This is a genomic window from Enterobacter cloacae complex sp. IR5428 (assembly GCF_049238585.1).
Classification (GTDB): Bacteria; Pseudomonadota; Gammaproteobacteria; order Enterobacterales; family Enterobacteriaceae; genus Enterobacter; species Enterobacter intestinihominis.
On sequence record NZ_JBMKHV010000004.1, the window covers coordinates 357,911 to 381,031 of the forward strand.

General features: G+C 53.2%; 19 protein-coding genes. 3 read left to right on the forward strand and 16 right to left on the reverse strand.

Annotated features, from left to right (window positions below; all coding sequences use genetic code 11):
- Window positions 1-139 precede the first annotated feature (139 nt).
- Window positions 140-4,027, reverse strand: coding sequence for a phosphoribosylformylglycinamidine synthase (gene purL, locus ACOTXC_RS08180; protein ID WP_421767557.1), 3,888 nt, complete (start codon window positions 4,025-4,027; stop codon window positions 140-142).
- 267 nt (window positions 4,028-4,294) lie between these two features.
- On the opposite strand from purL, the gene mltF reads away from it, so the two are divergent.
- Complete coding sequence (gene mltF, locus ACOTXC_RS08185; protein WP_023300728.1) at window positions 4,295-5,845, forward strand: membrane-bound lytic murein transglycosylase MltF; 1,551 nt, start codon at window positions 4,295-4,297, stop codon at window positions 5,843-5,845.
- On the opposite strand, the gene tadA is transcribed toward mltF, so the two are convergent.
- The 4 genes from tadA to murQ are packed head-to-tail and all read right to left on the reverse strand — an operon-like array spanning window position 5,733 to window position 9,206.
- The gene (gene tadA, locus ACOTXC_RS08190; protein ID WP_023300729.1) at window positions 5,733-6,272 is read right to left on the reverse strand and encodes a tRNA adenosine(34) deaminase TadA; all 540 of its coding nucleotides are present in this window, start codon (window positions 6,270-6,272) and stop codon (window positions 5,733-5,735) included. The genes mltF and tadA overlap by 113 nt on opposite strands.
- Window positions 6,273-6,296: 24 nt before the next feature.
- Complete coding sequence (gene yfhb / locus ACOTXC_RS08195) at window positions 6,297-6,932, reverse strand: phosphatidylglycerophosphatase C (protein ID WP_022649033.1); 636 nt, start codon at window positions 6,930-6,932, stop codon at window positions 6,297-6,299.
- Window positions 6,933-6,935: 3 nt separating this feature from the next.
- On the reverse strand, window positions 6,936-8,300 hold the full coding sequence (locus tag ACOTXC_RS08200; RefSeq protein WP_421767558.1) for a PTS transporter subunit EIIC: 1,365 nt from the start codon (window positions 8,298-8,300) through the stop codon (window positions 6,936-6,938).
- A gap of 9 nt (window positions 8,301-8,309) precedes the next feature.
- Window positions 8,310-9,206 carry an N-acetylmuramic acid 6-phosphate etherase gene (gene murQ, locus ACOTXC_RS08205; protein ID WP_023306721.1) on the reverse strand — a complete coding sequence of 299 codons (897 nt, stop codon included), beginning with the start codon at window positions 9,204-9,206 and terminating at the stop codon, window positions 8,310-8,312.
- A 118-nt stretch (window positions 9,207-9,324) separates the two neighbouring features.
- Here murQ and ACOTXC_RS08210 point away from each other — a divergent pair, with 118 nt between their 5' ends.
- Together ACOTXC_RS08210 and ACOTXC_RS08215 are read left to right on the forward strand one after the other, a co-directional pair.
- Window positions 9,325-10,173, forward strand: a complete 849-nt coding sequence (locus ACOTXC_RS08210; RefSeq protein ID WP_023300733.1) for a MurR/RpiR family transcriptional regulator — start codon at window positions 9,325-9,327, stop codon at window positions 10,171-10,173.
- Between the two features lie 56 nt (window positions 10,174-10,229).
- Complete coding sequence (locus tag ACOTXC_RS08215; RefSeq protein ID WP_023300734.1) at window positions 10,230-10,490, forward strand: YfhL family 4Fe-4S dicluster ferredoxin; 261 nt, start codon at window positions 10,230-10,232, stop codon at window positions 10,488-10,490.
- Here ACOTXC_RS08215 and acpS read toward each other — a convergent pair.
- The 11 genes from acpS to ACOTXC_RS08270 form a co-directional block, all read right to left on the reverse strand.
- Complete coding sequence (gene acpS, locus ACOTXC_RS08220) at window positions 10,487-10,867, reverse strand: holo-ACP synthase (RefSeq protein WP_015572144.1); 381 nt, start codon at window positions 10,865-10,867, stop codon at window positions 10,487-10,489. The genes ACOTXC_RS08215 and acpS overlap by 4 nt on opposite strands.
- Window positions 10,867-11,598 (reverse strand): pyridoxine 5'-phosphate synthase, encoded by a 732-nt coding sequence (gene pdxJ, locus ACOTXC_RS08225; RefSeq protein WP_015572143.1) that lies wholly within the window; start codon window positions 11,596-11,598, stop codon window positions 10,867-10,869. Before pdxJ ends, acpS begins: the two co-directional genes overlap by 1 nt.
- A gap of 75 nt (window positions 11,599-11,673) precedes the next feature.
- Window positions 11,674-12,381 (reverse strand): DNA repair protein RecO, encoded by a 708-nt coding sequence (gene recO, locus ACOTXC_RS08230; RefSeq protein ID WP_015572142.1) that lies wholly within the window; start codon window positions 12,379-12,381, stop codon window positions 11,674-11,676.
- A gap of 17 nt (window positions 12,382-12,398) precedes the next feature.
- A complete protein-coding gene (era, locus tag ACOTXC_RS08235; protein ID WP_022649038.1) occupies window positions 12,399-13,304 on the reverse strand; it encodes a GTPase Era in 906 nt (301 codons plus the stop codon).
- Window positions 13,301-13,981: a ribonuclease III gene (gene rnc, locus ACOTXC_RS08240; RefSeq protein WP_023300736.1), complete on the reverse strand. Its 681-nt coding sequence runs from the start codon at window positions 13,979-13,981 to the stop codon at window positions 13,301-13,303. The genes era and rnc overlap by 4 nt, the downstream gene beginning before the upstream one ends.
- A 223-nt stretch (window positions 13,982-14,204) precedes the next feature.
- Window positions 14,205-15,179: a signal peptidase I gene (lepB, locus tag ACOTXC_RS08245; RefSeq protein ID WP_022649040.1), complete on the reverse strand. Its 975-nt coding sequence runs from the start codon at window positions 15,177-15,179 to the stop codon at window positions 14,205-14,207.
- Window positions 15,180-15,194: 15 nt separating this feature from the next.
- Window positions 15,195-17,000, reverse strand: coding sequence for a translation elongation factor 4 (gene lepA / locus ACOTXC_RS08250; RefSeq protein ID WP_022649041.1), 1,806 nt, complete (start codon window positions 16,998-17,000; stop codon window positions 15,195-15,197).
- 971 nt (window positions 17,001-17,971) lie between these two features.
- The gene (locus ACOTXC_RS08255) at window positions 17,972-18,904 is read right to left on the reverse strand and encodes an RNA-guided endonuclease InsQ/TnpB family protein (protein ID WP_048247008.1); all 933 of its coding nucleotides are present in this window, start codon (window positions 18,902-18,904) and stop codon (window positions 17,972-17,974) included.
- A gap of 144 nt (window positions 18,905-19,048) precedes the next feature.
- Entirely contained in the window at window positions 19,049-21,061 is a 2,013-nt protein-coding gene (locus ACOTXC_RS08260; protein ID WP_032659794.1) for a flagellin, read from the reverse strand.
- Window positions 21,062-21,830: 769 nt separating this feature from the next.
- On the reverse strand, window positions 21,831-22,253 hold the full coding sequence (locus ACOTXC_RS08265) for a hypothetical protein (RefSeq protein ID WP_006811569.1): 423 nt from the start codon (window positions 22,251-22,253) through the stop codon (window positions 21,831-21,833).
- 116 nt (window positions 22,254-22,369) lie between these two features.
- Window positions 22,370-22,918, reverse strand: coding sequence for a recombinase family protein (locus tag ACOTXC_RS08270; RefSeq protein WP_006811570.1), 549 nt, complete (start codon window positions 22,916-22,918; stop codon window positions 22,370-22,372).
- Between the last annotated feature and the right edge of the window lie 203 nt (window positions 22,919-23,121).

The following is a 23,121-nucleotide window of genomic DNA, read 5'->3' on the forward strand; positions in this document are numbered from 1 at the left end:
TCCTGCCGCATATAAATCAACAGGTTAAATGTCTCCTTTTGGAGACACTCAGACCAGAGAGTTGTCGCGATTTTGCGACAGAGACAAAAAAGCCCGGTGGCGCTCGCGCTTACCGGGCCTACAGTCAGGGCGTTGAAACTTAACCTAGTTGTTTACGTGCGTTGCGGAAAATGCGCATCCACGGGCTGTCCTCGCCCCAGTTTTCCGGGTGCCAGGAGTTGCTCACGGTACGGAAGACACGCTCCGGGTGCGGCATCATAATCGTCACCCGACCGCTTTCGCTGGTGACCGCGGTAATGCCATTTGCCGAACCGTTCGGGTTAGCCGGATAGGTTTCGGTGACCTTGCCAAAGTTATCAACAAAGCGCAGCGCCACCAGTCCTTTGCTTTCAAGCTGAGCCAGGTGCGCCGCATCACGGACTTCAACCTGACCTTCACCGTGCGAAACCGCGATTGGCATCTGCGAACCGACCATCCCCTGCAACAGCAGAGACGGGCTTTGGGTTACTTCTACCAGGCTGAAGCGCGCTTCAAAGCGGTCAGACTGGTTACGCACAAAGCGCGGCCAGGCTTCGCTGCCCGGGATCAGCTCGCGCAGGTTAGACATCATCTGGCAGCCGTTACACACGCCCAGCGCCAGCGTCTGCGGACGGTGGAAGAAGGTTTCAAACTCGTCACGTACGCGGCTGTTGAACAGGATGGACTTCGCCCAGCCTTCGCCCGCACCCAACACGTCACCGTAGGAGACCCCCCCGCAGGCTACCAGTGCCTGGAAATCATCCAGCCCGGTACGCCCTGCCAGCAGGTCGCTCATGTGGACGTCGATGGCGTCAAAGCCCGCCCGGTGGAAGGCCGCTGCCATTTCAACGTGGGAGTTAACGCCCTGCTCGCGCAGCACGGCTACTTTAGGACGCGCACCGGTCGCAATGTACGGCGCGGCAATGTCTTCGTTGATGTCGAAGGTGAGCTTCACGTTCAGGCCAGGATCGTTGTCGTTCGCCTTCGCGTTATGCTCCTGATCGGCACATTCCGGGTTGTCACGCAGGCGCTGCATCTGCCATGTGGTTTCCGCCCACCACATACGCAACGTGGTGCGGCTTTCGCTGAACACCGGGTGGCCGTCGGCTTCAATCACGAAGCGGTCGCCCTGCACCGCTTTACCGAGATAGTGCACGCAGTCTGCCAGACCGTGCTGCGCCAGAATCGCTTCCACCGCGTCGCGATCTGCGGCGCGTACCTGAATGACCGCGCCAAGCTCTTCGTTAAACAGCGCCGCCAGGCGGTCTTCGCCAAGCGTTGCAATGTTTGCTTCAACGCCGCAGTGGCCGGTGAAGGCCATCTCTGCCAGCGTCACCAGCAGGCCGCCATCGGAACGATCATGGTAGGCAAGCAGCTTACGCTGCGCCACCAGCGCCTGAATTGCGTCGTAGAAGCCTTTCAACTGTGCGACGTCCCGCACGTCGGCTGGCTTTTCGCCGAGCTGGCGGTAAACCTGTGCCAGCGCGGTGGCACCCAGCGCGTTATGGCCTTTGCCGAGGTCAATCAGCAACAGGGCGTTATCTTCAGTGGAAAGCTGCGGCGTAACGGTATGACGCACGTCTTCCACGCGCGCAAACGCGGTGATCACCAGCGACAGAGGCGAAGTCATCTCGCGCTGCTCGCTGCCTTCCTGCCAGCGGGTTTTCATCGACATGGAGTCTTTACCCACCGGAATGGTCAGGCCGAGCGCAGGACACAGCTCTTCACCCACCGCTTTTACCGCTTCGTACAGGCCCGCGTCTTCGCCAGGGTGACCGGCAGCGGCCATCCAGTTCGCGGAAAGTTTGATGCGTTTGATGTCGCCAATCTGCGTCGCGGCGATATTGGTCAGCGCTTCACCGACCGCCAGACGGGCAGAAGCGGCGAAGTCCAGCAGAGCCACCGGGGTGCGTTCACCCAGCGCCATCGCTTCGCCGTAGTAGCTGTCGAGGCTCGCGGTGGTCACGGCGCAGTTAGCGACCGGGATCTGCCACGGGCCGACCATCTGATCGCGTGACACCATACCGGTCACGGTACGGTCGCCGATGGTGACCAGGAAGGTTTTCTCCGCCACCGCAGGCAGGTGCAGCACGCGGTTAACCGCTTCCGCCACAATAATGCCCTGACGATCCAGCGCTTTACCCGCCGCTTTGCGGGTTGTAACGTCGCGGGTCATCTTCGGCGTTTTGCCGAGAAGCACGTCGAGCGGCAGATCGATCGGCTGGTTGTCGAAATGGGTATCACTGAGAGTCAGGTGCTGCTCTTCGGTCGCTTCACCGATGACGGCATACGGCGCGCGCTCGCGGCGGCACAGCTCGTCAAACAGCGGCAGCTGATCGGCAGCAACCGCCAGCACGTAGCGCTCCTGGGATTCGTTACACCAGATTTCCAGCGGGCTCATGCCTGGCTCATCGCTCAGGATATCGCGCAGGTTGAAGCGCCCGCCGCGACCGCCGTCGCTCACCAGTTCCGGCATGGCGTTAGAGAGTCCACCCGCGCCCACGTCGTGGATAAACAGAATCGGGTTGGCATCGCCGAGCTGCCAGCAGCGGTCGATCACTTCCTGACAGCGGCGCTCCATTTCCGGGTTGTCGCGCTGCACGGACGCGAAGTCGAGATCCGCATCAGACTGGCCGGAAGCCATAGACGAGGCTGCACCACCGCCCAGACCAATGTTCATGGCCGGGCCGCCGAGCACGATCAGCTTCGCGCCCACGACGATCTCACCTTTTTGCACGTGATCGGCGCGAATGTTGCCGATCCCGCCCGCCAGCATAATTGGTTTGTGGTAGCCGCGCAGCTCTTCGCCGTTATGGCTGTCCACTTTCTCTTCGTAGGTACGGAAGTAACCGTTCAGCGCCGGACGACCAAATTCATTGTTGAACGCCGCGCCGCCCAGCGGGCCTTCGGTCATGATATCCAGCGCGGTCACAATGCGCTCTGGCTTGCCGAAATCTTCTTCCCACGGCTGTTCAAAGCCCGGGATACGCAGGTTGGAAACGGAGAAACCGACCAGACCCGCTTTTGGTTTCGCGCCGCGACCGGTCGCACCTTCGTCACGGATTTCACCGCCGGAGCCGGTCGCCGCACCCGGCCACGGAGAGATGGCCGTCGGGTGGTTGTGGGTTTCCACTTTCATCAGGATATGCGCAGGCTCCTGGTGGAAGTCATAGCGCCCTGCTTCGCGGTCGGCGAAGAAGCGGCCCACCTCGGAACCTTCCATCACTGCGGCGTTGTCTTTATAGGCAGACAGCACGTGGTCAGGGGTTTGCTCCATGGTGTTTTTGATCATTTTGAACAGCGACTTCGGCTGCTGTTCGCCGTCGATAATCCAGTCGGCGTTGAAAATTTTGTGGCGGCAGTGCTCGGAGTTGGCCTGCGCGAACATATACAGTTCGATGTCGTTCGGGTTGCGATTCAGCTTAACGAATGCATCCTGAAGGTAGTCGATTTCATCTTCTGCGAGCGCCAGACCAAGACGCAGGTTTGCGTCGATCAGCGCCTGACGCCCCTGCCCCAGCAGATCCACGCTCTGTACCGGCGCAGGCTGATGGTGGGAGAACAGTTTCTGCGCATCATCCAGAGAGTCAAACACGCTCTCCATCATGCGGTCGTGCAGCTCCGCTGTGACGGCCTGCCACTGCGCGTCGCTCAGGGTAGAGGCTTCCACGTAGTACGCCACACCGCGCTCCAGACGGTTAATCTGGTTCAGGCCGCAGTTGTGAGCGATGTCTGTTGCTTTGGAAGACCAGGGGGAGATGGTGCCAGGGCGTGGCGTGGCGAGGATTAATTTGCCGGTCGGCGTATGGCTGCTCAGGCTTGGGCCATATTTAAGCAGACGTTCCAGCTGTACGCGCTCCTCTGCATTCAGGGGGGCATTCAGGTCAGCAAAATGGACATACTCAGCGTAAATATTGCTTACCGGAAGGTCGGCCGCCTGAAAACGTGCCAGCAGTTTGTTAATACGGAAGGCAGACAGTGCAGGCGAACCACGCAGAATTTCCATCATAAGTCTCTCGTCTTCGAAGCGCCGGGGCGCTTACAGTGTGCGCAAGGGGGGAAAACGGGCGTCATTATAGAGAATCCTGAGCGCTGACGAAACCGTTTGCGTCGAAATAAAATCATCCTTTTTGTTTAACAATAGATGTGACCTGTCTCTCTAATTGGTTGCCAACTGGCGCTACTTTGCGCAAAATGCCGCTCAATCAATGGCAAACTCTACTCTTAACATGACTACAGCACACTGAGGCAACCGGCGTCGCAGAGAATTAACTAATTGAAAAAATTAAAGATTAATTATCTGCTCATCGGCATTGTTACGTTGCTGCTGGCAGTGGCCCTCTGGCCGTCTATCCCCTGGTTCGGCAAAGCCGAAAACCGTATCGCCGCCATTCAGGAGCGGGGGGAGTTGCGCGTCAGTACCCTCTCCTCTCCGCTTATATACGACGATATCAACGGTAAAACCATTGGTCTTGATTACGAACTGGCACAGCTGTTTGCGGACTATCTGGGCGTGAAGCTGAAAGTCACCGTGCGGCAGAACATCAACCAGCTGTTTGATGATTTAGACCATGACCGTGCCGATATTCTCGCCGCAGGTCTGGTGTACAACAGCGAACGCAGCAAAAATTATCAGCCGGGCCCGACCTATTACTCTGTGTCGCAGCAGGTGGTTTATCGTGTGGGTAGCTTGCGCCCGCGCTCACTGGCCGACATTACCGACCAGCAATTGACCATTGCGCCGGGCCATGTCGTGATTGACGATCTGCGGGCGTTGAAAGAGAAAAAATACCCGAACCTCAGCTGGACGGTCGATCCTAAACTCGGCACTACCGAATTGCTGGAGCAGGTAAAAGATAAAAAGCTGGCCTATACCATTGCTGATTCGGTGGCGATCAGCCTTTTCCAGCGCGTTCATCCTGAAATCGCCGTGGCGCTGGATGTGACCGATGAACAGCCGGTAACCTGGTTTACCCAGTTAGACGACGATCAAACCGTCTCTGCGGCTATGCTCGATTTCTTTAATTCCATCAATGAAGACGGCACCCTGGCGCGTCTGGAAGAGAAATATCTCGGTCACGGTGACGATTTTGATTACGTTGACACCCGCTCCTTCCTGCGCGCGGTAGATAGCGTGCTGCCGGACCTGCAACCGCTGTTCGAGAAGTACGCTCAGGAGATTGACTGGAAGTTACTGGCGGCAATTTCCTACCAGGAATCGCACTGGGATGCTCAGGCCACCTCCCCCACGGGCGTGCGCGGGTTGATGATGCTGACCAAAAATACCGCGCAGAGCCTCGGCATTAGCGATCGAACCGATGCGGAACAGAGCATCAGCGGCGGCGCGCAATATTTACAGGATATGATGGCGAAAGTGCCGGAGACGGTCCCTGAAGGGGAGCGGATCTGGTTTGCGCTGGCCGCCTATAACATGGGTTATGCCCATATGCTCGACGCGCGGACGCTGACGGCAAAAACCAAAGGTAACCCGGACAGCTGGTCAGATGTAAAACAGCGCCTGCCGCTGCTTAGCCAGAAACAGTGGTACCAGAAGCTGACGTACGGCTATGCGCGCGGGCATGAAGCGTATGCCTACGTGGAAAATATTCGTAAGTATCAGATAAGCCTGGTGGGATATCTGCTGGAGAAAGAAAAAGAGGCGGCCGAGGCGCAACAGCTGGCTGAAAGCTATCCGGTGGTCGCACCGGACGAGCTTAATCACCCTGCGGTTTCAATTCTGCCTTTTGTTGCTTTTTCTGCAGCCGACGCATTCGAAAAAAGTCACTTAACAGACCCGAACATTCTGGTGCAAGTACCCCACCGATAGTTTTCACCTGGTGGTTCATCCCCGGATGCCCAAGCACGTCCATCAGTGAACCAGCAGCGCCCGTTTTTTCATCCCGCGCGCCAAACACCAGCGTACCGATTCGGCTATGCACCATCGCCCCGGAGCACATCACGCACGGTTCAAGGGTGACGTACAGGGTGGTATCAAGCAGACGATAGTTTTGCAGCACCAGCCCGCCCTGACGCAGCGCCATAATTTCAGCATGCGCGGTAGGATCGTGACGGCCAATCGGACGGTTCCACCCTTCACCAATTACCTGATTGTTATGGACCAGCACCGCGCCCACGGGAACTTCGCCCTCTTCCCAGGCGCGCTGAGCCAGCGCCAGCGCGTGGCGCATCCAGTATTCATGATTGTGTTCAGGGTTGGACAAGGGCTGATACTCCAGTCGAAAAGCGGGCGGCATTATACACAGCCGGTACAGATAAGACTATTCGAGTTGCTGAAGTTCGCCCAGAGGCGTGACGCGCCAGCGGTGCTGGCAAAAATAGAGCAGCGGGTTGTCCTGCTTGCTGTCGCTGTAGCCGCTGTACAGACGCAGCGGCGTACCGATGCGTTTCTCCAACTGCACCACTTTTTCATGTCCGAGGCAACGCAGGGTGAGCACCCAGCCGCCGTAGCCGCGCGCGATCTGCGTGGCGATAAGGTTTACGCGCGGCAGCCAGGGCGTATCATAATAGACCTGCTCCACCAGCGTCTGCGGGGAGCCGGTAATCAGCCAGATATCGGCATCGTTGGCGTCGAGATAGCTGGTCAGGCGCGCCTGGACCACGGGAAACGCGGCGACGTGGCCGCGAAACCAGTGGGCAAAATCCTGTTCAAGCTGCTTAAGACGCGCTTCGCTATGACCAAACGTGCATCCCCAGAGCAGCAGGCTCATCGGCCAGCGCGCTGAACGGCCTTTCACCAGTAGCGCGATGCCAATAACGGGTAAAAGGGGCAATACCAGCAACGCGTTAAGGGGCTGGCGCCGCAGCAGATAGCGCATAAAGGTGCCGAACATATCCTGCTGATGCAGCGTTCCATCCAGATCAAAAAAGACAACGCGACGCTCGTGATTTGCCAAACCTTACTCCTCTGGGTCGTTGAATCCTAATAGCCAGGTAAACAGGAACCCGGCGATCACCGCTACCAGATAGCCTAACAGATAGAGCATCACTTTTCCGGTCACGATGGTTAATGCCAGCGGTAAACCGGAAATCCCGAAGGTGATAACGGTCGCCACTTTCCAGTAGCTAATCAACGCCCCGCCCACCGCGCCACCGAGACAGGCGGCCAGGAACGGCTTGCCCAGCGGCAGCGTAACGCCGAAAATCAGCGGCTCGCCGATACCGAGCAACCCGACCGGCAACGCCCCTTTAATGACCTTTTTCAGACGTGCGTTGCGGGTTTTCATCAGCACCGCGATGGCCGCGCCGACCTGCCCAACGCCCGCCATCGACAGGATCGGCAGCAGGGCGTTATAGCCGTGCGCCTGTACCAGTTCGACGTGAATCGGCACTAGCCCCTGATGCAGACCGGTCAGCACTAACGGCAGGAAGGTTCCGGACAGCACAGCCCCCACCAATAACCCACCGCGATCGATAGCCAGAGACGCGCCGTGGGCGATGGCTTCAGAGATGGCGCCGCCTAACGGTTGCAGCGCCACAATCGCCACGCTCCCGGTAATCAATGTGGTCAGCAGCGGGTTGAGGATCAGCTCAATCGAGCCTGGCAGCACCGCGCGCAGCTTTTTCTCGATCCAGCACATCAGAATGACCACCAGCAGCACGGCAATCACCCCGCCGCGGCCAGGCTGAAGCGCCTCGCCAAACAGCGTAATCTGCGCCAGCTGCGGGCTGGAGAGGATACCCGCCATAACGCCGCCCATCGCCAGCGAGCCGCCAAACACTTTGGCCGTGTTCACCCCCACCAGAATGTTCATGATGGCAAACACCGCGCTGCCGAAAATCGCCAGAATACCCAGCAGGTTCGGATACTGCGTGGCAAAATCCCCGACAATATCCGGACGCTTAAGAATATTGATAATCCCGGTGATCAGCCCCGACGCGATAAACGCCGGGATCAGCGGAATAAAGACGTTAGCCAGTTGGCGCAGCGCATCGCTCATAGGGGCTTTGTATTTGGCTTTCGCCTGCGCTTTGGTGCGTTCCGTATCGTCAAAGGCGGGAGCCGTTTCACCGCCCGTCATCAGGGCGCGCATGGCATCTACCACCTGCGCCGCTTTGCCCGGACCGACAATCAACTGGTGCTGTTGCCCCTGCTTAACGTACCCGCTCACGCCGGGAAGCTGCTTAAGGCGCGTCAAATCAAGCTGTTCGTCGTTATGCACCTCGACGCGAACACGCGTCATACAGTTCTCAAGACGCTGAATATTTTTTTCCCCACCGATCCCGAGCAGGATGTCGCTGGCGAGCGCTGCTGTTTTGTCCATACACGCCTCTTATTGGTGTTCTAATGCCGCCCGTAAAAACCCGTGATGGGCTTCGAGTCTGGCTCTGGCCGCGGCTGCATCCAGCCCGGTTAATATCATCAGAATGGCGGGTTTTACATCGTGATCGGTCTGCTGAAGCACCTTTTCCGCCTCTTCACGACTGGCACCTGTCGCTTCCATCACCATGCGACACGCTCTGTCCACCAGCTTGATGTTAGTGGCCTGCATATCCACCATCAGGTTTTGGTAGACCTTGCCAAATTTCACCATCGCGCCGGTGGAGATCATATTGAGCACCAGCTTCTGCGCGGTACCCGACTTCAGCCGTGTGGAGCCGGTGAGCGCTTCCGGCCCGACGACCGGAGAGATGGCAATGGCGGCCACCTGCGCAATCGGCGAGCCCGGGTTACAGGAGATGGCCACTGTGGTGCACCCGGTCTGTCTGGCATATTCCAGTCCACCAATGACGTACGGCGTACGACCAGAAGCCGCCAGCCCGACCACCAGATCCTGCGCGGTCAGGTTTAGCGCCCTGAGATCATCTTCCCCAAGCTGTTTATTGTCTTCTGCCCCTTCTACCGCTTTCAGCAGCGCGCCGGGGCCACCGGCAATCAGGCCAACGACCAGCCCGTGCGGAACGCCAAAAGTCGGCGGACATTCTGAGGCATCCAGCACCCCGAGGCGCCCGCTGGTTCCCGCTCCCATATAAATAATGCGTCCTCCTGCTTTGAGAGCGTCGGCAGCGGCGTCTACGGCTTTTGCTACCTCAGGCAATGTCTCTTTGACTGCCAGCGCGACGAGGGTATCCTGTTGATTAAAGCGGTTTACCAGCTCCAGCGTGGACAGTGCATCAAGATCCATGGTTTGCGGGTTACGCGTTTCAGAAACAAGAGAGCCAAGATTCATGTTATTTACCTCTGGAATTTTTAATTCATAATAAACGCACTATAATGGAATATAAAATTCATTCAGGCGAGCAAAATTCGTATTTGCGCGGGTAATCACATTTTCGCCAGGAGACCGTATGAACTGTTTAATTCGTATTCGTCAGCGCTACGCAGGGTTTGCCCAGAGTGATAAAAAGCTGGCGGATTTTTTACTTTCTCAGCCCGATCGCGCGCGACACCTCAGCTCCCAGCAGCTGGCAGGCGAAGCCGGGGTGAGCCAGTCGAGCGTGGTGAAATTCGCCCAGAAAATAGGCTATAAGGGCTTTCCGGCGCTAAAGCTGGCGATCAGTGAAGCACTGGTGAGCAACCCGAATCCGCAGTCAATGCCGGTGCATAACCAGATCCGTGGCGACGATCCGATGCGTCTGGTGGGCGAAAAGCTGATCAAGGAGAACGTGGCGGCAATGCATGCCACGCTGGATGTGAACACGGAAGAGAAGCTGCTGGAAAGCGTAGCCATGCTTCGCGACGCGCGGCGCATTGTGTTGACCGGGATCGGCGCCTCCGGACTGGTTGCGCGTAACTTTGGCTGGAAGCTGACAAAAATCGGCTATAACGCCATCGTTGAACAGGATATGCACGCGCTGCTGGCGACCGTGCAGGCCATGGATCCTGACGATTTACTGCTGGCCATCTCCTATTCCGGCGAGCGACGTGAAATTAATATGGCCACTGACGAAGCCCTGCGCGTAGGGGGAAAAATTCTGGCGATTACCGGTTTTAGCCCGAATGCGCTTCAGCAACGGGCAACCCGCTGCCTGTATACCATTGCCGAGGAACAGGCCACTCGCAGCGCGGCGATTTCGTCGACGAGTGCGCAGATGATGCTGACGGACCTGCTGTTTATGGCGCTGGTTCAGCAGGATCTGGAGCGTGCGCCAGAGCGTATTCGTCACAGCGAAGAGCTGGTAAAAAAACTGGTTTGAACAACGAATGAGCGTATAATGCCCGCCCTGTTTGTGATGTTTCTGAGAATTTCCTGATGGCGCTGTTAATCACCAAAAAATGCATCAACTGCGATATGTGCGAACCCGAATGCCCGAACCAGGCGATTTCGATGGGCGACAGCATTTATGAGATTAACAGCGACCGCTGCACCGAATGCATCGGCCACTATGAAACGCCGACCTGCCAGAAAGTGTGCCCAATTCCCAATACGATCTTAAAAGATCCGGCACACGTCGAGAACGAAGAACAGTTGTGGGATAAGTTTGTCCTGATGCACCATGCGGACAAAATTTAACTCTCAATAATCACCGTCGCACAGGCATAGTGGCGTTCATCTGCAAGCGTTACGTGCATGTGCGCCACGCCCAGCTTTTCCGCCAGCTTAAGCGCCTCGCCCCATAAACGCAGACGTGGCTTACCCAGCTCATCGTTAAACACTTCAAACTGGTTGAACGCCAGGCCGTTACGAATGCCCGTGCCGAACGCTTTCGCCGCCGCCTCTTTTACCGCGAAGCGCTTTGCCAGAAAGCGCACCGGCTGTTGATGCGCCTCCCAGATAGCCCATTCGTTATCGCTCAGCACGCGTCTTGCGAGGCGATCGCCGCTGCGGGCGATCACCGCTTCAATGCGGGCTATTTCGACGATGTCGGTGCCTAAGCCCAGAATAGCCATTACTGACGCGCTTCCAGCATCAGGCGCTTCATCTCGGACACCGCCTCTTTCAGGCCGCTCATCACCGCACGACCAATAATGGCGTGGCCAATGTTCAGCTCATGCATTTCCGGCAGGGCAGCAATGGCTTTTACGTTGTGATAGGTCAGGCCGTGTCCGGCGTTCACCTTCAGTCCCAGGCTCGCGGCGTAGGTTGCCGCTTTGGCGATTCGCTCCAGCTCTTTCGCCTGCGCTGCGTCGTTTTCGGCATCGGCATAGCAGCCGGTGTGAATTTCAATATACGGCGCGCCCACGTCGGCAGCGGCTTTAATCTGGGTGAAATCGGCGTCGATAAATAAAGATACCAGGATACCGGCATCCGCCAGGCGTTTGCAGGCATCGCGCATTTTGTCGAGCTGCCCGGCCACATCGAGACCGCCTTCGGTGGTCACTTCCTGACGCTTTTCCGGCACCAGGCAGCAGAAATGCGGTTTGGTCTCGCAGGCAATCGCCAGCATCTCTTCTGTCACCGCCATCTCCAGGTTCATGCGGGTATCCAGCGTCTGACGCAGGATGCGCACGTCGCGGTCAGTGATGTGGCGACGATCTTCACGCAGGTGGACGGTAATGCCGTCGGCGCCAGCCTGCTCAGCGATAAATGCCGCCTGAACCGGATCGGGATACGCGGTACCGCGTGCATTACGTAACGTGGCGATGTGATCGATATTGACGCCTAACAGTAATTCAGCCATGACAATCCTCGGTATTTTTGGTCATTTACCTTCTCCCTCTCCCTCCGGGAGAGGGCTGGGGTGAGGGGTAAAACATTAGCGTTTCGGCATAAACTGCCTGAATAATTCGCGGCTCTTTAAAGGTTTGCCCCCAAGATACGGCTTGAGCGCGATTCGGGTAAAGCGTTTTGCCGCACGCAGGGTGTCGGCGTCCGGGAACTCGCGTTCATACAGTGCTCTGAGCTGGCGCCCGGTAAAAGTGCTGTTATCGACGACGACACTGGCAATAAAGCCCTTTTCCTCACGATAGCGATAGGTCATGGTGTCTTCTACCTCGTCTCCGCTTCCCGCACAGTGCAGAAAATCAACGCCGTAACCAAGGTGCCCGAGCAGCGCCAGTTCGAAACGACGCAGCACAGGCTCAGGGGTGCCGGTTGCGCCAGCAAGTGCCTGAATACAGTGCAGGTAATCAAAGAAAAGTTCAGAGAAGCGGGTCTCATGTTCAAGAACCCGTGAAATGAGTTCGTTGACATACAAACCGCTGTAGAGCGTGATACCAGAAAGAGGAAGCGCCAGGGAGACGGCTTCAGCACTGCGCAGGGTTTTGACTTCCCCTCGCCCGCCAAAGCGGACCAGCAGCGGGGTGAAAGGCTGCAAGGCACCTTTCAGATTAGAACGTCTGGAACGTGCGCCTTTGGCAACAAGGCGCACGCGACCGGACTCTTCCGTGAAGACGTCCAGCATCAGGCTGGTTTCGCTCCAGGGACGACTATGCAGGACAAAGGCGCGCTGCCATCCATCCATATGCTCGTCGTCTTAGGTTACTGATCTTCGCCGTAACCGAGGCTGCGCAGCGCACGCTCATCATCGGCCCAGCCAGATTTCACTTTCACCCACAGTTCCAGGTGAACCGGTGCTTCAAACATGTCCATCATGTCTTTACGGGCTTCGATTCCGATAGTTTTGATCTTGGCACCTTTATTGCCGATCACCATCTTCTTCTGACCTTCACGCTCAACGAGGATCAGACCGTTAATATCGTAGCCGCCACGCTCGTTGCTCTGGAAACGCTCGATCTCCACCGTTACAGAGTACGGCAGTTCAGCGCCCAGGAAACGCATCAGCTTCTCACGGATGATTTCAGACGCCATAAAACGCTGAGAGCGATCGGTGATGTAGTCTTCCGGGAAGTGATGAGTCGCTTCCGGCAGATGTTTACGCACGATACCCGCGATGGTATCGACGTTCAGACCCGTTTCCGCAGACAGCGGGACGATGTCCAGGAAGTTCATCTGGCTGCCCAGCCATTGCAGATGCGGCAGCAGATCGGCTTTTTCCTGCACGTTGTCCACTTTATTGACCGCGAGGATCACCGGCGTTTTGCCGTCACGCAGCTTGTTCAGGACCATTTCGTCGTCCGGCGTCCAGCGGGTGCCTTCCACAACGAAAATCACCAGCTCTACGTCGCCAATGGAGCTGCTCGCCGCCTTGTTCATCAGACGGTTGATGGCACGCTTCTCTTCCATGTGCAGGCCCGGGGTATCGACGTAGATCGCCTGATACGCGCCTTCAGTATGGATACCGACGATGCGGTGACGCGTGGTCTGCGCCTTACGTGAGGTAATGGAAATCTTCTGTCCAAGCAGATTATTCAACAGGGTGGATTTGCCAACGTTCGGACGTCCGACGATGGCAATAAATCCGCAATACGTTTTTTCTTCGCTCATTCCAGCTCCAGCATTTTTAACGCCTGTTCGGCGGCAGCCTGTTCAGCCTTACGACGGCTTGAACCCGTGCCGACCACCGGTTCACTCAGGCCACTGACCTGGCAATGGATGGTAAATTCCTGATCGTGCGCTTCGCCACGTACCTGCACCACCAGATAGGATGGCAGCGGGAGGTGACGACCCTGCAAATATTCTTGCAGACGCGTTTTCGGATCTTTTTGTTTATCGCCCGGGCTGATTTCGTCCAGACGGGTCTGATACCAGTTCAGGATCATCTTTTCTACGGTCTGGATATCGCTGTCCAGGAACACGCCACCGATTAAAGCCTCGACCGTATCGGCAAGAATGGATTCACGACGGAACCCACCACTTTTCAGCTCACCCGGCCCCAGACGCAGACACTCACCCAGCTCAAACTCGCGTGCGATTTCAGCGAGGGTGTTGCCACGCACCAGCGTGGCGCGCATGCGGCTCATATCACCTTCATCCACACGCGGAAAACGATGATAAAGCGCATTTGCAATCACGAAACTTAAAATAGAGTCGCCTAAAAACTCGAGACGCTCATTATGTTTGCTGCTGGCACTGCGATGGGTTAATGCCTGTTGCAACAACTCCTGATGATGAAAAGTGTAGCCCAGCTTCCGTTGAAGCCGATTAATTACGATGGGGTTCATGCGATACCAATAAATGAATGCGTCAAAAATGCAGCACACGAAACCGACCTGAGAAAACCAACGCGGTTTCGTGTGCCGTGGCACCCTTGCAGGGCCAACCTTAAACTTCGGGGGAATATTCTATACGCAACGACAGGGGATGTCGTTAGTTCAAAGAGATTTATCGCTGAAATAATTCACGTAGCGGCGAATAAAAGCCGCTACGTGTTATTTTTGACGAAAATTAATGAATTCCGCCAATACGATTCAGGCGAACGCCGGTCGGCCACTCGCCTTCCTGCTTCTCGAAACTCATCCAGATAGCGGTTGCTTTACCGACCAGATTCGCTTCCGGCACAAAGCCCCAGTAACGGCTGTCCGCGGAGTTATCGCGGTTATCACCCATCATGAAGTAATGTCCCGGCGGCACAATCCAGGTCGCCAGCTGCTGGCCCGGCTGCTGGTAGTACATTGCCAGCTGGTCCTGTGCGATTGGCACGGTCAGAATGCGGTGAGTGACATCGCCCAGCGTCTCTTTGCGTTCAACCAGACGAATACCGTTCTCTTTGGTTTCACCTTTTGGCACCTGGAAGAATCCGCTGGTCGCTTCACCGCCATTACGGCGGGCGAAGGTCTGCACAAAATCACCTGGTTCAACGTTGGAGTAAGTGACTGGCAGCGCATTTTCACATGCAGTTCCAGAGCTACAGCCTGGCTGAATCCTCACTTCCTTCGCTATCGGATCGTAGGTTACTTTATCGCCCGGCAGACCTACCGCGCGTTTAATATAATCCAGCCGTGGATCTTCCGGATATTTAAACACCACGATGTCGCCACGTTTCGGATGACCCGTTTCGATCAGCGTTTTCTGGTAGATCGGATCTTTGATGCCATAGGCAAACTTCTCAACCAGAATGAAATCACCGATCAGCAGCGTTGGCATCATCGATCCTGACGGGATCTGGAACGGTTCATAGATAAATGAACGCACCACCAGCACAATCGCCAGCACCGGGAAGACCGATGCCCCTGTTTCCAGCCAGCCCGGTTTTGGGCCGACTTTTTTCAGGGTTTTCGCGTCCAGCGTATCGCCCGTGGCTGCCTGCGCGGCAGCCTGACGTTCACGGCGTTTTGGGGCGAAGATAAACTTATCCAGGCACCATAACAGACCTGTTACCAGGGTAGCGATGACCAGGATCAGGGCAAACATGTTCGCCATGCCAACTCCTTAAGGTTATTTACCGTTTCCGTCTTTACCAACATGAAGGATGGCAAGGAATGCTTCCTGCGGCAGCTCAACGTTACCGACCTGCTTCATACGCTTCTTACCTTCTTTCTGCTTCTGCAACAGCTTTTTCTTACGGCTGACGTCGCCGCCGTAGCACTTAGCCAGAACGTTTTTACGCAGCTGCTTCACGGTTGAACGGGCAATGATGTGGTTACCAATGGCCGCCTGAATCGCAATGTCAAACTGCTGACGCGGGATCAGCTCTTTCATCTTCTCAACCAGCTCACGACCACGGTACGGTGCGTTATCGTTGTGGGTGATCAGCGCCAGGGCATCAACACGCTCGCCGTTGATCAGCACGTCTACGCGAACCATGTTCGAGGCCTGGAAGCGTTTGAAGTTGTAGTCCAGTGACGCATAGCCACGGGAGGTAGACTTCAGACGGTCGAAGAAGTCGAGCACCACTTCCGCCATCGGAATTTCATAGGTCAGCGCCACCTGGTTACCGTGGTACACCATGTTGGTCTGCACGCCACGCTTCTCAATACACAGGGTGATCACGTTACCGAGGAACTCCTGCGGCAGCAGCATGTGACACTCTGCGATAGGCTCGCGCAGTTCCTGAATATTATTCAGCGGCGGGAGCTTGGAAGGGCTGTCGACGTAGATGACCTCTTTCGACGTGGTTTCTACTTCGTAGACAACCGTCGGGGCGGTGGTGATCAGATCCAGATCGTATTCACGCTCCAGACGTTCCTGAATGATCTCCATGTGCAGCAGACCGAGGAAGCCACAGCGGAAGCCGAAGCCCAGCGCCGTTGAGCTTTCTGGCTCATAGAACAGGGAAGCATCGTTGAGGCTCAGCTTTCCGAGCGCATCGCGGAAGTTTTCGTAATCGTCAGAGCTGACCGGGAACAGACCCGCATAAACCTGCGGTTTCACCTTTTTGAAGCCTGGCAGCGCTTTATCTGCCGGGTTACGTGCGCCGGTCAGGGTATCGCCCACTGGCGCGCCGAGGATGTCTTTAATTGCACAGACCAGCCAACCCACTTCGCCGCATTTCAGTTCGGTACGGTCAACCTGTTTTGGCGTGAAGATGCCGAGGCGGTCAGCGTTGTAGACCTGCCCGGTGCTCATGACCTTGATTTTGTCGCCTTTACGCATGGTGCCGTTTTTAATACGCACCAGCGAGACAACGCCCAGGTAGTTATCAAACCAGGAGTCGATGATCAGCGCCTGGAGCGGCGCATCCGGGTCACCTTCCGGCGGCGGAATGTCACGCACCAGACGTTCCAGTACATCCGGAACACCTACGCCGGTTTTTGCCGAGCAGCGCACTGCATCGGTCGCATCGATACCGACGATGTCTTCAATTTCTTCCGCTACGCGCTCAGGATCGGCGGCTGGCAGGTCGATTTTATTCAGAACCGGCACCACTTCGAGATCCATTTCCATGGCGGTATAGCAGTTTGCCAGCGTCTGGGCCTCTACGCCCTGCCCGGCATCCACCACCAGCAGCGCGCCTTCGCAGGCCGCCAGCGAGCGTGACACTTCATAAGAGAAGTCAACGTGCCCTGGGGTGTCGATAAAGTTCAGCTGGTAGGTTTCACCATCGGAAGCCTTATAGTCGAGCGTCACGCTCTGGGCTTTAATGGTAATACCGCGTTCGCGTTCCAGGTCCATGGAGTCCAGAACCTGGGCTGCCATTTCACGATCAGACAGGCCACCGCAAATCTGGATAATACGGTCAGACAGCGTCGACTTACCGTGGTCAATGTGAGCAATGATGGAGAAATTTCTTATGTTTTTCATATGTATGGATTTATTTACTCGCTATGCGGATTAAATCTTCTTGATGGACACAGCGGTGGACACTCCACAGTAACTACCCCATCAACGACTGGCATGCATATTACACTGTAGCGCCCAAATCGTCAGCATACGATCTCCTGTTCATTGAGTGATAACGAGTGCCTACAGTTAAGCAATGTAAATTAAATTGTTGGGCAGTCATCATCACCCAGCGCGCGGTTGATGAAGAACGTCACTCTACCAAGCACCTCCCCCCTTCCAGAGCAGCACCTTCGATCGCTTCGCCATCATCTGTCATGAGTGACAGCCCCATCAGATTGGCAAACTGTGTGTGGCAGTCGCACAGAATCAACAACACATCACCTGGCGTCTTCTTCATTACAGGTTCGATTACCGCAAAGCCTGTATCAGTTTCGAAGCTCGCTCTGCAACTCTTACTATCGCCCCATCACCGGCCAGTCGCCGCCCGTTTTGCATACGACAGGCGGCAGTTTACTTTACTCGTTCTATTGAGAATAATGCGTGTATTACTCAGCTTTTTTTATCTTCTTTTTCTGCCTCGTAAATTGCTCTTATACTTCAATTTCCACTCATTGTTCCGTAGACAGCCAATAGAGCAGTCAAGTAATCCTATTTTGTAAACAAGCTTGGTAACCTGAGTCTGTCGCAGACCCAGTAAGTTTTAAGCCTATTTTCAAGAATCATTGAGGGGCGGTACTAGTTGAGATACCGAGTGGTTTATAAATTACGTTTTGAGTTAGCTTTTAACTTTCACAACTGAAAACTCGCAAATCCATTTCAACATACTTATATACTTCTACTTGTAAAGTATTGGACCAGACGTTGACATTCTCAATAACAATCAAGAGATTCTTGCTTCAACGGAAGTTGAATTAACCTTCCTCCACAAGCAGAAACGACATGCCCTGCCGCTTAAAATTCATCATATACTACATTATCACTGAACCCCCTTACAAGGGTTTACTCTCCCGGCGAATAACTTCACCACCCAGCCATTCTTGTTTGTATATCAACTGCCTGACAAATTCGTATCTCATACTCAGAGTGTTATCGTTCTTGTCAGATACAGAATCCATCAAGTTCACAACCTCAACAACTGCGTGATTTTTACAAATTGCCGTGGTTGCTTTATGGATATTATCGAGTCTTATCCTTGCTGCCTTTGATTTTACTCTGTCAATTTTACCTTTGGTTTTTAGCCAATTTTGGCTGTGTTTCTTTCTTCTGGTCAGTGTTTTATTAAGACGGATTAATTTTTTCTTTTCTTCCGCTTGGTAAGTGTTATCACCGCCGCCCCCAGATGACAGATGAACGCTATCCACATTATTAAGTACAATTGTAGATTTGATATCAGAGGGGTGTATTGGATCAGGGACTGTTTGCTCTGTATTAAAACTGATATACCACTTCCCCTGATTCAGGGAAATAGTTGCGTTTTTTAAATCACCAATGATTTCACGACTCTTGCGATACTTTACCCAGCCGACTTTAGGAAGAGATACCAATTTTTTTTCTTGATCTACTCTAACCCTTTGGCATGGTATACGGAAAGAATCATGCCGACCTTTCTTTTTAAACTTTGGATATTGTGATTTGCCGGTAAAAAAGTTTCTGAATGCTCTGTCTAAATCTCTTAACGATTGCTGTAAACACTGAGAAGGGGCTTCTTTCAACCAAGAAAGGCTCTCTTCATTCTTCCATTCAACCAATTCAGAAGCCAGATGAATGTAGCCTATGAATTTTTTACCAGAACGGTAATTCTCGTTAAGAAGAGCAAGGCCTTTGTTGTAAACAAAACGACAGGAGCCAGCAAAGGCCAAAAAGTCTGATAACTGACCTTTGTTAGGTTCAAGCAAAAATTTGAATGCCTGTTTTTTAATCACAACTGGACCTGTGTAAACGGAGCGAAACTGGTTAAATGCTAAATCATCGTGCGAGCGTTGATTAAAGGATTTGACTACTTTTAACGACCTTATTCAACCAATAAAAAGCCCCACATATATGGGGCTTTGACACTTAATTTGAAATTAGCCTTGCAGCAGAGACAGAACCTGCTGAGGAACCTGGTTAGCTTTGGACAGCACGGAGTTACCAGCCTGCTGGATGATCTGCGCTTTGGACATGTTGGACACTTCGGTCGCATAGTCCGCATCCTGAATACGGGACTGCGCTTCAGACAGGTTGGTAGTGGTGTTGTTCAGGTTGGTTACTGCAGAAACCAGACGGTTTTGTACAGCACCCAGGGAAGAACGGAATTTGTCGATCTGGCTGATTGCATCGTCCAGCGCTTTCAGTGGATCGGCAGTAGAGGTGGAAGCGGTGGTAGCTTCGGTGGTCAACTTACCATCAGCAGTTTCATAAATGGTACCGCCAGTGCTGTTGGTGATAGCACCGTTCTTCTGTTCAAAGTAGGTCACATCTTTTGTCGGCTCGCTGGAAAGCGCACCGTCGTCAACATAAACATCGTCATTGGCAGCATCTTTAACAACACCTGCGGTAACGGTGTGAGTGGCTGTACCTGTACCACCCAGATCAAGGGTGAAGTTTGCACCTTTAGTCAGGTTGGCCATGCCTTCAGCACTTACATGTGCATTGGTGATATTAACAGTGTCAACTTTAGCCAGGCTGGTGAAGTCAGCGCTGCCAGTAGTGCTATAAACAGTGTTCTGACTGGTACCTGATGCGACGGTCATAGTCGCTGTTTTACCATTAGCAATTAATGCGTCTAATGTTGCAGCTGTATTCCCCGCTGCAGTAGCAGTGAAGCCACCAGTTGTTGCATCAAGATAAAGCGCACTACCGTCAGCCGCAGTGATATTACCATTATTAGCAACCATAATATCGGTTGCCGCGCCACCGTCGATGCTCACTTTGGCAGCAAATGCGCCATCCGCCAGAATCTGGGCATTTGTTGAAGTCTGACTGCCGGCACCTTCTGAACTCACAGACATCCCGGAAGCAGCACCGGACGTAAGAGTGATTTTAGTCTTAACACCAACAGGAACTGCGCCAGTCGAGTCGCTGTTTGAAATTAATCCGTCCCAAGTTGCAGCAGCATCGCCACCCGCATTGGTTTTCGTCAGGTTACCTTGCTTATCTAAATACAGCGTCGCGTTATCATCTGCCGCAGTGATTTTACCATCCTGGGAGATGTTAACTTTCTGATCTTTACCACCGATCGTAACCGTTGCCTGAGAAGAATCCCCTGTATTTGGGTTAATAATGCTTAGTGTCTTTGCTGAATCTGCGCCTGTCGCATCGAAGCTGTATGATTTGCTTGCCGCGTCATATTTGTAACCTGCGGTTGCAGCCACACCGAACGCATTTGCGCCGCCGCCAGTGATAACGGATTTATCTGAGATATTTGCTAATAAATCAGAAGCTGATGCCTTACTGTTAGCAATGGTGTTCTTATAATCAGTCACACCATTCGCATCTGTAGTGCCTTTAGTAAAACCAGCTAATTTCAGATCGTCAGCTGTTGCTTTGGTATTCGCTACTTCACCTTTACCGTTAACGTTAAATCCAGTCAGGTTTAAAGTAGAGGAATCAATTTTTTTCAGGTCAATTGTGATGGTTTCACCATCGTTCGCACCAACCTGAATTTTCATGGAACCGTCTTTTGCCAGCACGTTCACGCCGTTGAACTGGGTCTGGCCGGATACGCGGTCAATTTCGTCCAGACGGGATTTGATTTCGTCCTGGATTGAGTTCAGATCGGATTCAGAGTTAGTACCAGTAGAAGACTGAACAGTCAGCTCACGGATACGCTGTAAGTTGTTGTTGATTTCAGACAATGCGCCTTCAGTGGTCTGTGCAACGGAGATACCGTCGTTGGCGTTACGCGCAGCCTGAGTCAGACCTTTGATGTTAGAGGTGAAGCGGTTGGCAATCGCCTGGCCAGCAGCATCATCTTTTGCGCTGTTGATACGCAGACCGGAAGACAGACGCTCAATGGCAGTAGACATTGAAGACTGGTTTTTGTTGATGTTGTTCTGAGTGAGCAACGAGAGGCTGTTGGTATTGATGACTTGTGCCATGATAGTAATTCCTATTTGACTGAACTTAAATTAAGTTTACGGCTTCCACCATTTGGCTCCTGCGCCGCTATGTTCACTATCGGCAACGTACTCTGGACCTTTAGAAGAAAAAGTGAAAAACCATCCCCATCTGCTTTCAGGCATCAAACGAAAGATAGTTGTTTACTTTTAATACAATGTGATAAGTTCGTTTTAACGCCCCCTAAACCACCATGATAAAGCTAAACAATTCAATATGTTGAGCATCATAAATAAACTATCTCGTTTGACAAACTGGCTACCTCTTATAAACCTCTAATCTCTTCATTTCTCAGCACTCAACAAGCGAGCATAACCCGATGTTCCGATGGTAAGACCTATCCAAGGCGCAAATGCTTAGCTATCTCATCGGATGGCACCTTGTTTTATCTGTCTTTTTTAGTAGGTGTATGTAAGATGGTTTTACATTACAGTCATTCTCTGTCTAATACATGATCAGGAGATTTGTTCAGTGAATGTTTCTGCCCGTTTTGTTATACTATTAAATCTTGCATGCGCTGCTTTATTATTTACTCTACTCAATGCCAGGTTTGATTTATTCTGATCAGGATCTCATTTTACTTACTCGAAATCCCTCCTAAGATTCATGCATGTACATATCTTACATCCAATCGAGTAGTAAATCGAAAATCATCAGGGAGAATAATGACTTGATAAAGGACGTGATCATTGACCATCGTCCTAACTTTCCATAAACAGGTGGGTATTTAGTGTATGAACCCTCGTCCAACTAGTTCCTTCCGATTACCCTTAAAGCACTTTTCATGGTGATGTTTTTCCTTGTTACATATTTGGATGCTTGTTTTAAGGCATTATTCATTGCTATTACAGTCACAGGCCTAGCTAACCCTTTAACTCGATTTGATCTACTCTGGAAAACATAAATATCAGAAGGATTGCAATCCTTTCTGTACGCAATTAACTTAGAAAGCAATAAATTTAATCTAATTGTTCGTGGCTCAAACTTTGGAGTTCCAGCCAAGTGCAGCATGTCATCTTCGATATCGGAATATCTAATAGTAATCACCCTGCTGCCTTCAGCACGGAGAGAAAACAATGTTAGCCATAAGTCTGCCCAAGTTGATGAGATTTTAGACAATTCAAAGTGAATAGCCCTAAACTCTTCAGGTGTAATAGAATCTGTTTTTGCCATGAATACCCCCAATGCTCAACCCAACCGCTTACCAAAATTTCAACAACTTTATTACATCATTTCAATACTTTATTACGAAAATTGGATTAAATGTTCAATATTTTTTTCCTCTACCCCTACCGCGCCGGAAATTTTTTATACAAGGTGCACACCGCAACGTCGTAAATAATCGCCACCTGCTTTCTGTCCATTCCGTTTGCGATCAGCCTGCCAGCCTGCGCCCATTGCTCAGGGGTTAACTTCGGCCTTCTGCCGCCTATGCGCCCTTTCTCCCGGGCTGCCGCCAGTCCTGCCCGGGTGCGTTCCACGATTAACTCCCTCTCCATCTCGGCCAGGGCTGACATGATGTGGAATATGAAACGCCCCATTGGGCTGGAAGTGTCGATGCTGTCCGTAAGGCTTTTGAAGTGGATGCCGCGCTGCCGGAGTTCGTCGACCAGCAGTACCAGATTTCGCATGCTTCGCCCGAGGCGATCCAGCTTCCACACTACCAGCGTATCGCCCTCACTCAGCGTTCGAAGAAGCTTTTTAAGCGCTGGCCGGTTCGCTACCGTCCCGCTCATTTTTTCCTCAAAAACCTGTTCACATCCTGCGCGTTCGAGAGCTTGTCGCTGAAGATCTGTGTTTTGGTCATTTGTTGACACCCTTACGTAGCCAATTAGCATGTTTTTCACCCAATATTTTCTGCAAAAAATCAGGTGAAGTTATCGGCATGGATGCCGCAGGGCAATCTATAAAACGTCGGTTTAGGAACATCAGCCATACTTAATGCGCGGTCCAACGAGACTTACCCTGCTGATGGTGTGCTAACTGTAGGGCAGTTTGGGATAGGCGCGGATTGGTTGCCCCTGACTACTGATTTTAAGAC